This is a genomic window from Cytobacillus sp. Bac17, assembly GCF_024519925.1.
Taxonomy (GTDB): Bacteria; Bacillota; Bacilli; order Bacillales; family Cytobacillaceae; genus Cytobacillus; species Cytobacillus pseudoceanisediminis.
This window is the reverse complement of the sequence record NZ_JALJRC010000016.1, coordinates 55,723-67,782: the sequence shown is the minus strand read 5'-3', so window position 1 is coordinate 67,782 and position 12,060 is coordinate 55,723. Positions and strand designations below refer to the sequence as shown.

General features: G+C 42.6%; 15 protein-coding genes and 1 riboswitch. Of the genes, 3 read left to right on the top strand and 12 right to left on the bottom strand.

The window, feature by feature from the left end; genetic code table 11:
- Window positions 1–32 precede the first annotated feature (32 nt).
- Entirely contained in the window at window positions 33–170 is a 138-nt protein-coding gene (locus NR125_RS17950) for a hypothetical protein (protein ID WP_019380083.1), read from the bottom strand.
- A gap of 130 nt (window positions 171–300) precedes the next feature.
- Between NR125_RS17950 and NR125_RS17945 the strand changes: the two genes are divergently transcribed.
- Both NR125_RS17945 and NR125_RS17940 read left to right on the top strand, forming a co-directional pair.
- Window positions 301–696, top strand: a complete 396-nt coding sequence (locus NR125_RS17945; RefSeq protein WP_009335909.1) for a VOC family protein — start codon at window positions 301–303, stop codon at window positions 694–696.
- Window positions 697–793: 97 nt separating this feature from the next.
- Window positions 794–1,342: a GNAT family N-acetyltransferase gene (locus NR125_RS17940; RefSeq protein ID WP_034297751.1), complete on the top strand. Its 549-nt coding sequence runs from the start codon at window positions 794–796 to the stop codon at window positions 1,340–1,342.
- A gap of 53 nt (window positions 1,343–1,395) precedes the next feature.
- Here the strand turns inward: NR125_RS17940 and NR125_RS17935 are convergent, their stop codons facing one another.
- From NR125_RS17935 to NR125_RS17910, 6 genes are all read right to left on the bottom strand, one after another.
- On the bottom strand, window positions 1,396–2,178 hold the full coding sequence (locus NR125_RS17935; protein WP_009335911.1) for a TerC family protein: 783 nt from the start codon (window positions 2,176–2,178) through the stop codon (window positions 1,396–1,398).
- A 14-nt stretch (window positions 2,179–2,192) separates the two neighbouring features.
- Window positions 2,193–2,318, bottom strand: a complete 126-nt coding sequence (locus NR125_RS17930; RefSeq protein WP_019380085.1) for an FbpB family small basic protein — start codon at window positions 2,316–2,318, stop codon at window positions 2,193–2,195.
- A gap of 24 nt (window positions 2,319–2,342) precedes the next feature.
- Window positions 2,343–2,522 carry a hypothetical protein gene (locus NR125_RS17925; RefSeq protein ID WP_256815858.1) on the bottom strand — a complete coding sequence of 60 codons (180 nt, stop codon included), beginning with the start codon at window positions 2,520–2,522 and terminating at the stop codon, window positions 2,343–2,345.
- Window positions 2,523–2,636: 114 nt separating this feature from the next.
- Window positions 2,637–3,632 carry a hypothetical protein gene (locus NR125_RS17920; RefSeq protein WP_009335912.1) on the bottom strand — a complete coding sequence of 332 codons (996 nt, stop codon included), beginning with the start codon at window positions 3,630–3,632 and terminating at the stop codon, window positions 2,637–2,639.
- Window positions 3,633–3,801: 169 nt separating this feature from the next.
- Window positions 3,802–4,008 (bottom strand): twin-arginine translocase TatA/TatE family subunit, encoded by a 207-nt coding sequence (locus NR125_RS17915; protein WP_009335913.1) that lies wholly within the window; start codon window positions 4,006–4,008, stop codon window positions 3,802–3,804.
- Between the two features lie 15 nt (window positions 4,009–4,023).
- Window positions 4,024–5,778: an alkaline phosphatase D family protein gene (locus NR125_RS17910; protein WP_009335914.1), complete on the bottom strand. Its 1,755-nt coding sequence runs from the start codon at window positions 5,776–5,778 to the stop codon at window positions 4,024–4,026.
- 323 nt (window positions 5,779–6,101) lie between these two features.
- On the opposite strand from NR125_RS17910, the gene NR125_RS17905 reads away from it, so the two are divergent.
- Complete coding sequence (locus NR125_RS17905) at window positions 6,102–6,413, top strand: hypothetical protein (protein WP_256815857.1); 312 nt, start codon at window positions 6,102–6,104, stop codon at window positions 6,411–6,413.
- 556 nt (window positions 6,414–6,969) lie between these two features.
- On the opposite strand, the gene NR125_RS17900 is transcribed toward NR125_RS17905, so the two are convergent.
- The 5 genes from NR125_RS17900 to NR125_RS17880 form a co-directional block, all read right to left on the bottom strand.
- Window positions 6,970–7,095 carry an FbpB family small basic protein gene (locus NR125_RS17900; RefSeq protein ID WP_019380090.1) on the bottom strand — a complete coding sequence of 42 codons (126 nt, stop codon included), beginning with the start codon at window positions 7,093–7,095 and terminating at the stop codon, window positions 6,970–6,972.
- Between the two features lie 85 nt (window positions 7,096–7,180).
- Window positions 7,181–8,047 carry a formyltetrahydrofolate deformylase gene (gene purU, locus NR125_RS17895; RefSeq protein ID WP_019380091.1) on the bottom strand — a complete coding sequence of 289 codons (867 nt, stop codon included), beginning with the start codon at window positions 8,045–8,047 and terminating at the stop codon, window positions 7,181–7,183.
- Window positions 8,048–8,195: 148 nt separating this feature from the next.
- Window positions 8,196–8,296, bottom strand: a riboswitch (glycine riboswitch).
- 173 nt (window positions 8,297–8,469) lie between these two features.
- Window positions 8,470–9,657, bottom strand: coding sequence for an MFS transporter (locus tag NR125_RS17890; protein ID WP_009335917.1), 1,188 nt, complete (start codon window positions 9,655–9,657; stop codon window positions 8,470–8,472).
- 135 nt (window positions 9,658–9,792) lie between these two features.
- Complete coding sequence (locus tag NR125_RS17885) at window positions 9,793–10,431, bottom strand: hypothetical protein (RefSeq protein ID WP_009335918.1); 639 nt, start codon at window positions 10,429–10,431, stop codon at window positions 9,793–9,795.
- Window positions 10,432–10,669: 238 nt separating this feature from the next.
- Window positions 10,670–12,034: an aspartate kinase gene (locus NR125_RS17880; protein WP_009335919.1), complete on the bottom strand. Its 1,365-nt coding sequence runs from the start codon at window positions 12,032–12,034 to the stop codon at window positions 10,670–10,672.
- Between the last annotated feature and the right edge of the window lie 26 nt (window positions 12,035–12,060).

The following is a 12,060-nucleotide window of genomic DNA, read 5'->3' as shown; positions in this document are numbered from 1 at the left end:
AATATTAAAAAAGCAGGACTTATCCTGCTTTTTTAATACTCTATCTCATCATAATCCTTAGGCTGCGGAACCGGCTGATCCCCTTTATACTTTCCAAACTCATTGACAAGTTCCCTCTCTTCTTTTGGGCCTTGTGTCTGTTTCTTATTTTGCTCATCTTTTCCAGACAACTCATTTGCTCCTTCCTTATGGTTCTTTAAATTAATATGTACTCATTACTTGCATTTCACGCATATTTAGCAGGATTTTTCCTGCACTCTGTAAAATAGGTAAAAAACTCGATATAAAAGGAGGGTCCAAATGTTTATTTCACATATTGCTACTGTTGAGATACCAGTTTCAAACTTGGAGCGGTCAGTAGCATTTTATGTAGAGGTTCTGGGTGTTAAAGTTGAATTCAAAGGTGAGAAAAATGCTATGCTAAGCTTTCAAGCAAAGGGTGTTCCAACAATCTTCCTGGTAGAAACCGAAGACAGAAAGTCATTATCTTTTTCCAATTCCCATAATGGTGTCGAACACAGCATCATTGATTTCTATACACAATCCTTAGAAGAGTTCCATCATTGGCTGCAGGTGAAAAACATTGAAGTTGGTCCGCTTAATATTAATGAGGAACATGGCTTTGGAGGATTTGGCTTTAAGGATCCGGATGGCAATCTGCTTAGCGCATGCAACGTGCTGCATAAAGGCCAATAAAGAAAAAGCCTCAAGCCGCAATTTACAAACTAGGCTGATAAAAGGGAAAAAGGTTGAAAAACTGCGAATTCAGATGATTAATAAGAAGGAGATTCCCATGATAAGATTAGAACCTTTTACAGAAAAAGATTTCGATTTGCTCATCAGCTGGATCAGTACACCGGAATTAATGGTTCAGTGGAGCGGTGCCCATTTCAAATTCCCCCTTAATCATGAGCAGCTTGCTAAGTATATAAGCTCTGCAAATCTGGAAACCAGCTCGGAATATATCTGCAAAGTTTTGGCAAACGATGAAATCGTCGGTCATATTTCCCTTGGCAGAGTTGACCGTGTCAACGAAACTGCGAGGATTGGCAAGGTTTTCATCAGCCCCACAGCACGGGGGAAAGGGTATGCTTCAGAAATGATTCATCAAATCCTGAACTTAGCCTTTCAAGAGCTGAGATTAAATAGAATCAGCCTTGGGGTTTTTGATTTTAATTTGCCTGCTATTAAGATTTACGAGCAGGCAGGGTTCCAAAAAGAGGGACTTCTTAGGCAGACCAATAAAGTTAGAAATAAATATTGGAACTTGATAGAAATGAGCATCCTGAAAGCTGAATGGCAGGCCAGACCCGGGCTCATGGGTATTCAATCAAACATTTGATTGAATGATCCTCCACATAAAAAACAGGGCGGGTATACTCCGCCCTGTTTGATTTAGCTTGCTTTTTCTTCAGCCGGCACTTCCTGTTTTTCCTTGGAAAGAAACCATCCAGCTAATGCTATTCCAATTAAGACTACATAGAAAGTAGTTTTCCATTCGGTCGATTTGGCAAATCCTTCAGGCAGGATCGCCAGCGCCGGATGGGACATTGTATAGACAGCCAGTTTGACACCAACCCAGCCGACAATACCAAATGCTGCAACCTCAAGTCCAGGTCTCCTGTGAAGCAGATCCACAAAGAGGTTTGCAGCAAAACGCATAATGATCAATCCGATCATACCCCCGGCAAAGATGACAAAGAACTTTCCGCCGTCAAGTCCGCCTATATGGCCAAGTCCTGAATCCGGAAGGGCCACGGCCAGAGCGACCGCTGCCAGAATGGAATCTACAGCGAATGCAATATCAGCCAGCTCAACCTTAAATACTGTCAGCCAAAAACCAGATTGTTTCTTTTCTTTCGTTACTCCTGCTTCTTCCTCGCCTTTTTTTACAAGGAATTTTCTTAATATATGATTAGCCGCGATAAACAGAAGGTATAGCGCTCCAATGGCTTGAACCTGCCATACATCTACTAGATATGAAATCGCAAATAACGATCCAAAGCGGAAAACAAACGCTCCAGCTAACCCGTAAAATAAAGCCTTCTTCCTCTGCTCCTCCGGAAGATGCTTAACCATAATCGCCAGCACCAGCGCGTTATCAGCAGCCAATAAACCCTCCAGCGCCACAAGCAGCAGCAATACCCATCCATACTCAAGTATTAGTGATAATTCCATCTAAACACCCTCCCTTATTTCACCTTTGTATATTTTTCGTCTACACGTTTTTCAATTTTAGCCAGCAATTCTTGATCTCTCAGCAGCTCTTCTTTGTTTTTCTTAATTAATTCTGCAAATGATACTCTAGCTTTTTTCATCTTGGTCTCCTTTCCTTCTATTTTTTAAGTATTGAAAGCTTCGCACTGTTTCCCTGCAGTTATGTCGATTGAGGATTTCCATTGCCAAGCTATATCAGGCAATAAAAAAACCTCTACCAGCAAGCGGTAAAGGTTTAAAAAAACAAAAAGACCTTTACCCGAAACAGGCAAAGGTCTTGCTAACAACGTTAAGGTTGCCAACAAAGCCGGGAGCTCTAAACTCCGAAATGACGACTCTGCTGTAAAAGCTACTCCCCTTTAGGAGAAACTATTCAACTATACGTTAATCATATTCTATTTTTCTTAAGGTGTCAACCCTTATGCAAATCGGTAATAAATCAGAATGAATGTCGCAAGGACGAAAATAAAGTTCAGGAAAACAAACACAAATTGATCTGCCCTGGTTTTATGAAGCTTAATAGGCGGGTTATAAAAAGACACCCCTTCAATGATGAAGATAATCAGGACAATATGGATCATAAAATGGCCGATTACTTCTGTCATTCCAAACAGCATCGTGGTTGTAATAAAAATAACCGTAACCACAAAGCCAACTCCCCGGTTAAGGATCCCTACCACTAGAAGGTAACCGACAACAAACTCAATGAATGCAGCCATAACAACGAATGCAGCCGGGGCAAAGCCGAATGTGGGAACTCCGTGATTGGCTACAATATCAAGAGACATGCTTGGATATACCCATTTTTCAACAGCCACCCAGCATAAAGATAAACCTGTGCCTAAATAAAGGAATGGAAATCCAACCTGCTCAAGCTTTGTGCTGCCGACCAGCAAGACTCCAATAATGGCAACATAATATCCATAATCAAGCATATGGAAAATGCCATTCAGAAGGGTAACGTACACAAATAGCCCCAATAAAATAACGGCTCCGGCCTTTGTAGAGATGTGATGCGGAATAAGCAGAAAGCCAATTGCTGCCCAAGTTAGAATCATTGCAATCGTATTGGTTAAATAAAATTCAGGCGCAAATAATGTTCCATTCGTCACCTGTATTATTAATGCCGCGGCTGTACCATACTTAAGGATATACCTGCTATATTTGCGGAATCCTGAGAGCCAGTCATCCAGCTTTTTAACTTTGTCCCATTGCGCTGTCCTTGGGATAATCAATGTCAGCATCGCAAGGACAATCGCAGCTGTCAGTGCCAGTCCCAAAAATAAAGGTGATAATATATTTTCAATCGTTTCCTTTTGAGGTGTCACATTTGTGAACCATTTCACATGTGCGCTCGCAAAAAAAGGCGTCATGACCAATCCTGCTATTAATAAAAACTGGAATATTTTTTTCATGATGATCGTGCCTCCCTAATGGCATTTTAGGTAAACAATATAAGTACAGTATTAATATATAATACTTTTCATTCCAGTGGATGAATCAAAAATGAACAATATGTGAAATATTTCACATATTGTTCGCAATAAAAATACAGGCTAATTCGCTTGCCTGTATTTTTATTTCCTACTTTTCTTTTTTCAAGGCTGAAAGTACCGGCTTTTGCTCTTCCTTCTTTTCCTCATCTGATACCAAATCCTTTGCCGCACTTTTAAACTCCGTTAAGGTCCGCCCAAATGCCCGCCCGATTTCAGGAAGCTTGGATGGCCCAAATATGATCAACGCAATGACAAGAACGAGAATTAAGCCTGGAATGCCAATGTTGGAAATCATCTTCTCACCGTCCCGTTAATGTAATACCTTTTCTCGCTTTTTCTTAAGCTGCTTTTCATGTGCCCTTGAATGAGCGTGATGGCGATCTTCTTCCACCTCAGAAGAGATTCCAGCCCCCTGAGGTACAGCAGATGCCGATACCTGCTTCAAGCCAGCCTGATCTTTTTCAAAAATAAATGATGCTCTTGTTGAAATATCCGCTCCAGGCTCTGTTACGAAAGGAAGAACCCGATAATCTGCACGCCATTGCTCTGGTGTTACCCGGCAGCGGACATAGCCTCTATAATTATTAAAGAACTTAATATGCGGATTTTCTGCAAGCGTCTTTTCCGTATCCGCTCTCACATCTGATCCGTTTCCTCCTGATGTGATAGAGGTTCCGACAAATTCAGCCCCAATCAGCTTTGCATTTGGATCATTATAGTCTGTTAGAATATTCGAAGCCCAGCTTGCATGGACATCCCCAGTCAGAACGATTAGGTTTCCGATATTGTTTGAAACAGCAAAATCTGTCAGACGCTGCCGGGCAGCAGGGTAACCATCCCATGCATCCATGCTGAACTTCGGCGAAGCAATTGATCCAAAATTTCTCTGGGCAAAGAACACCTGCTGTGCAAGTACATTCCAATGCGCATTGGAGCTGGCTAGATTGCTTTCCACCCATTGTTCCTGTTCATTGCCAAGGAGAGTGCGGGTTGGATCAAGCGACTCCGGAGTATGCGGCTTGCTGCCATCACCATTTGCCTGGTCATCCCGATATTGCCGGGAGTCAAGCACAAGGAATGACGCTAGGTTGCCATAGCTGAATTCCCTATACAGCTGCATACCATCACCATTTGGCATGGAAGATAACCGGAGCGGCATGTGCTCATAGTAAGCCTGATAAGCAGCTGCACGGCGTTTAATAAATGCTTCTGCCGACTGGCCTTTTTCCGGAATCCCAGCTGCATAGTTATTTTCCACTTCGTGGTCATCCCAAGTGACTACCCAAGGGAAAGCAGCATGCGCTTCTCTCAGATGCGGATCCGTTTTGTACTGGGCATGGCGATTCCGGTAATCTTCGAGAGAGATAATTTCCTGTCCGCTATGATGACGGACATTTCCTGTTGGTGAAATATATTCATTTGGTCCATATTCATATATGTAGTCACCAAGGTGAATGACAAGATCCAGATTTTCCTTTGCCATATGCTGATAGGCTGTAAAAAATCCATGTTCATACTGCTGGCATGAAGCAAATGCAAAAGATAGCCCTGATACTTTGGCACCCGCAGCCGGAAGCGTCTTTGTTTTCCCAATTGGGCTTAATTCATTGCCGCTTTTAAAACGATAATAATAGACAGTGTCCGGCATTAAGCCTTCTGCCTCCACATGCACAGAATGCGCCAAATCCGGCACTGCAATTTCTGTCCCGCGTTTAACAACTTTTCGGAAATGTTCATCTGCAGCAAGTTCCCATTTGACTGGGACAGCATGATGAGGCATCCCGCCTCCATTAAGCGGATCTGGTGCAAGCCTTGTCCACAAAACCACACTGTCCGAAAGAGGATCTCCTGATGCCACACCGAGGGTAAAAGGATATTTGCTGAACTTAGGAGCTGCATCAACCGTTAGATTACCCACCCCTAATGATTGCGCCATAGCCAGCGCAAGCGAAAAACCGGCAATTTTCCCTGCACCAGATAGAAAGCTCCGGCGGTCAATGTCCCTCTTTAAGTTCTCTTCATTAAACTTCCTGATTAAATCATCAATCGATCTCTCATGTCCCATTTTTCTTCACCTCTTAAATCAATCTGGATTCACAGTTGATTATAAGAGGCTATTTTTAAAGCAATATGAAGATGTGTAAAGGAGAATGACAATACCTCTGCCTATTTTATCAGGACTTTGTAAGCATTAGGTTATTCATTCAACCTATAATCCAGACTTGCAGCCAAAATCCCTTTGTGCCCCTGTAACATTTGTCCCAGCTATTTTTACAATATATACATAGAATATTAACGAATCCTGTCAAAATCTTTTAGTTTACTAATCTATAAATAGTGTTTATGATGATAGTTATAATCTTGAAAAGGGGTGAGGGAATGAAAAAAATGAAGTTACTGCCACTTTTAATGCTGTCTGTATTTTTATCCTTCCTCATCACCCAATACCCTGGTGTCCATTTTAATGATATTCCAATGGACCAAAGCAAAGCGGTAACGGTTTCGGACTTTACCGAGAGCTTTCTATTAAAAGATGATCCTAAAAAACATATCTTCACACAGGATATGCTTTCTATAGCCATCATAAACCTAACCATTATCCTTTTTGTATACAGTGCCCTTCACATCATCGCCCGCAGAAAAAAGATATTTTATACCCCCATCTTCTACGAGGCGAATTATGTAATCCACACTCCTTAATTGTCCAACAAAACAATTGAAGGAGGAAACGAATAATGTGGATTCGATTCTTAATGATTGGCTTATTTTCATTAACAGCTTCCAGCCTGTTCTTTTATCAGGGAATGGAAATGTATCATGCTTTCACAGATTTCTTTAGACAAAAATAAGAAGCTGGCGCCCAGGGACTCCCTGGGCGTTTTTAATGCTTTTATCAAGGGGAAACTACCTATCTGCATTAGTTTCCTTCGTCCTCTTTTCATCTTCTTCTGGGGCACTACCCATTCTTATTATCTCCCTTCACTCCCGCTTGCCTCTCCTCAAAGGCAATGTTCATCCTTATCAGTTCTCCTCACTCCCGCTTATCTCTCCCCAAAGGCCCTATTCATCCTTATTAGTTCCCTTCACTCCTCTTGCCTCTCCTCAAAGACGCTATTCTCCCTCATTAGCTCCCTTCGTTCATTTCCTGCTCTTCCGCAGACACTAATCTCAATAAGTCTCGCGCCATTTTCACTTCTTAACCCAGCTCCATAAAAAAACACCCGGCCTGTTTTACTCCCAGACCGGGTGTACTCTCTTACTGCGCTTTTGCATATTTATCGTCTATTTTCTTTTCAATTTTTTCAAGCTCCCGGCTATCTTTTAAAAGCTCTTCTTTATTTGCCTTAATCATTTCAAGCATTGATAATTTTTTCTTTTTCATTTCTGCTCACCTTCTCTCATGATGTCTGTAATCTCCTGGATGCTGGATCTATTTTTTTTGACAGAGTATGGTGTCTGTCTATCACCTAAAAAACAATCGTCTTATTTCCATGCACAATGACTTTGTCTTCCACATGCCAGGCGACTGCCTGAGCGAGGACCTGTCTTTCCACATGCCGTCCTGCAATTTTGAGATCCTGTGCAGTGTGGCGGTGATTAACCCGCTGGACATCCTGTTCAATGATTGGGCCTTCATCCAAATCATTCGTTACATAATGAGCTGTTGCCCCAATCAGCTTTACTCCGCGGTTAAACGCCCGTGCATAAGGATTGGCTCCCACGAAGGCTGGCAGAAAGCTATGATGGATATTGATAATCCTGTTTGGATATTTAGAAATAAAGCTAGGCGAAAGGATCTGCATATATCTCGCGAGCACAATGAAATCCACTTTTCCTTCCAGAAGCTCCACCGACTTTTGCTCAGCTTCAGCTTTAGTGTCAGGTGTAATCGGAATATGATGATAAGGTATTCCGAAACCCTCCACCACTTCCCTCATGTCGGGATGATTGCTGATCACCAAGGGAATATCCACTTCAAGCTCCTTCGATTTCCAGCGCCATAGGAGCTCCAGCAGACAGTGATCCATCTTAGAAACAAAAATAGCCATCCGCTTACGCTCGCCTTTGCCGCTCAGCTTCCACTCCATTGAGTATTCCCTGGCCATTTCAGGCAGATCCTCTTTCAGTTTTGAAAAGGACTCATCAAAATGATTCATATCGAATTCAATCCGCATAAAGAATATGCCTGCCAGCGGATCGGTTGTATGCTGGTCAAAATGGACAATATTAGCCTTATGCTCCAGCAGGAAATTGGAGACTGTGGAGATTATGCCCGGCCGCTCAGGACAAGATATCAGCAATGTCGCCCTGTTTGCATTGATATTTTTATTCATATAGATTCCTCCATCTGCATTTCCCGAAGCTGCCATCCATATAAAAAGGACAGAAAAAAGGCGGCTTCTTCATCCCCCTTCTCTGTCCTTTTACCTGAGAGTTTAACCCCTTTGGTGTCGCAGGATTCCTGCGCGCTCTCCAGAGATGCGTCCGACTGCGGTTCTGTCTACCTGAGAGATTGGCTTCAAGGGTATTTTTGAAGCTTGCTCCTTCGGTGGCTACTAAATGCTCTCTCCCGCAGCCGTCATTCGCTCAATATTTTTGTTATTTTCAGAATAATACATTATTTAGGCTGTGTCAATCGAACTGCGTTTCTTTCACAAAATTGCCACAATTATAACCTAACTATTTTTCTTTCAATATCATTTGAGAATAAAGGGCAAATAAAAAAAGCCTGAAGACAATGTCTCCAAGCCGTTTTCTATACAGCCGCTTTCGGTTTTGGTTCCTTTTTTTGCCAGGCAATCGTGATACACAATGTAACGATCAATAGGGCCAGACCGAGAACAAACGGATAGGTTATCTGCACATCGTAAAGTACGCCGGCAATCGTTGGTCCAAGTACGTTTCCAATGCTCATATAAGCATTATTCATCCCCATCGCAAATCCCTGCTCATTGCCAGCCATTTTTGAGATAAGCGTGGTTAAAACCGGACGCAGGATGGAAGTGGCCAGGAAAATGATCAGTGAAATGAAAAAGAATAGTGCATAACTTCCTGCAAACAGCGACACAAGGAAACCTGACGCCGCAACAGCCAAGAAGATATTCAATACCTTTCCTTCTCCGAATTTATTAACCACCCGATCGACTACAAATAACTGAACAATAACACTAATAACCCCCGTTGAAGTCACCATAATGGCGATTTCCTGCGGAGTAGCAGCAAACTCATTATCAAGATAAAGCCCCAGCACTGATTCATATGCCATTAGTCCAAAGCTCATCACCAATGTGATAACAAGCGGAATAAAATATGGCTTCTTAACAGACATTGCCAGCTTCTTGACCATTGGTTCCTCTTCAGGCATCTCTCCCGGCACCGTCTGCAATGTGCTGCTCTCTTCGAGGAGCATAATTGAAAAAATAACTGCAACTAGAGATACAAGCGCTGAAATCAGAAATGGCATTTTCAATCCGAAGTCAGCCAAAAATCCGCCAATTCCAGGTCCGACCACGATTCCAAGTGACATCGCAGCTGAGACAAGGCCATTCCCTTTTGCACGCTGCTCCATGGTTGTAATATCTGCAATGTAGGCAAAAATAGCTGGAATCAGCAATGCTGCTCCAACGCCTCCAATGACACGAGAAAAATATAGCAGCCATATGGAATCCACTGCATAAAAGACAAGCATGGATAAAGTCAAACCAGCTAACCCGTAAATAATCATCTTTCTGCGGCCGTATTGGTCAGCCCATTTCCCTGCAATGGGTGAAAAAATCAGCTGGGCACCCGCAAAAATGGCAATCATCAAGCCTGCTGCCGTTCCACCCTGATTAATGGATTCCAAATAAGCGGGCAAAATCGGAATAATAATCCCAAAGCTTCCGATCGCAATAAACATATTGATCATTAGTATGACCATCTTTTTCTTTTGATCCCCAGACATAGCGGATACCCCTCCTTCTATATGTGAAAAATTTACATTAAATTATTTAGCACGCTAAATAGCTTATAATGAGACAGGCTGCTTTGTCAAAGGAAAAATAATAGAAGCTCCAGCATGTACTGAAGCCTCTTGTATTCACCCTTTGAATTTGTCCGGGAATTGCTTCACAACTGCATCTGAAATGGCATCTGCCATCATGATAATATGCGACAATCCATCATCAATTGAAACAATTCTTGCATCCCAATCCTTAACCAGGCTCGCTGTTAAATCATCCGTCACCAATTCGAGGTGCGTGTACAGCAATTTTTTTACATCTTCATTTTGCAAATTAGGATTGGCTCCGCTTAGAAAAGCAGCAATCTCATCTGCATTGCGATGCCATATTTTGTTCAGCTGATTCACTTTTGCGCCTTGCCCGCTCTTGGCAGCTTCAACAATATCTCCGGCAATAACAATATGCTCCTTAAGCAGCTCTGTAAGCTTATTACCTGCAGCATCTCCATAATAAGGCTTTATCGAATTGCCGATATCCTCCTGGTTTTTCAAAAGCCTTGCCAGAACCTGCTTCTGATCCTCCGCTCCGGCAGTTGTGGCACTTGTAATGTAATTGCTTGTCCATAATACATGGTCGACCCATAACCTGCGGAATTCATTTCCAAATTTAACCTCTGATTGGGTGATACACGGTTTCTGTGCAGCCGCATTGCCTGGAGCTGTTAGCATATTCAGCGGCAGCAGCAGCATTATTCCCAATATCAATACTTTCTTCATATCCTTTTCTCCTTCCAGATTGAAAAAGTTTCCTTCTTATTTTGATTATCTTAAGATTTTTCATTCCAAAAAATAAAGCTCGAGGCTAATGCCCCAAGCTTTTTCAATCAAACGTTTGATTTATTTGCATATAAAGCCTATTTACTATCGGATAAAACATTTTACTTTCGTATAAACAGATTTACCTTCGGATAAACCATTTTACTTTCGTATGAGCAGATTTACCTTCGGATAATGATCACACAGCTGCCACCGCAGCAAAAAACTCATTATATAGAGCCTGTACCGCGCGTTTTTCATCCACTGCCTGTACGCCAAACATCATGCTCACTTCAGATGAGCCCTGATTGATCATTTCCATATTTACCTTCGCTTTAGCGAGGGCCTTGGAGGCGCGGGCCATTGTTCCGATGTTTTGGCGCATCCCCTCACCAACTACCATGATAAGCGACAGGCTATGCTGGATTTTCACCTCATCCGCGTGAAGCTCATATTGAATGCGGCTCAGAATTTCCTCCTCCACACCATCAGTAAATTGGTTTTCCCGAAGAATAATGGAGATGTCATCAATTCCTGACGGGGTATGCTCATAGCTGAGGCCATACTCTTCCAAAATGGTCAGCAGCTTCCTTCCGAAGCCGACTTCCCTGTTCATTAAGTATTTGCCGACGTATATGCTGCAGAATCCCTGATCACTGGCAATCCCGATCACAGGTCCGTTTGTGTTATCGCGCTCGTTCACAATCCTGGTGCCAGGAGCAGATGGATTATTCGTATTTTTAATCTGCACAGGAATTCCAGCCCTGAATGCCGGCACAAGTGCTTCATCATGCAGGACGGTAAAACCTGCATAGGAAAGCTCCCGCATTTCGCGGTATGTCAGTTCTTTGATTTCTTTAGGACTTTCCACAATAAATGGATTTACCGAATAAACAGCATCCACATCTGTAAAGTTTTCATACAAGTCCGCTTTGACTGCTCCAGCCAAAATGGAACCTGTCACATCCGATCCGCTCCTTGAAAATGTGAACACCTGCCCATCCCTGCTGTATCCAAAGAAACCTGGAAAAATGATAATCCCGTCCTTTTCCTTTAAGGAATATAGATTCTCATATGCCTCAGGAAGAACCTGTGCATTTCCGGGCTCCGGGCTTACAAGCAATCCCGCTTCCTTCGGGTTCACATACCTTGCTTCCACTCCCTGCTGCTGAAAATAAGCTGCAACAAGCTTAGCGTTATTATCCTCGCCGCTCGCTTTGATCAGATCCATAAAAACTTCAGGATCATCTGTATCGCTTGAAAGCCTTGTAAAAAGATCCTCCCTGATCATATCTTTAATGTCCAGACCCAGCTCCAATTCATCAGCTATTTGGCCATACCGATCCAATACAGCTTCAGCCAAGTCATCTGCTGATTCCCCCTGAATCCGTTTCTCCGCACATGCGATTAATAAATCAGTAACCTTATTATCTGCTGAAAATCGCTTTCCAGGAGCCGAGACGACGATTATCTTCCGCTCTGGATCAGCATTTACAATATTGAAAACTTTTTCGATTTGCTTTCCGGATGCTAAAGAAGATCCTCCGAACTTTACGACTTTCATCCTGACATCTCCTAATCTCTGAAAAT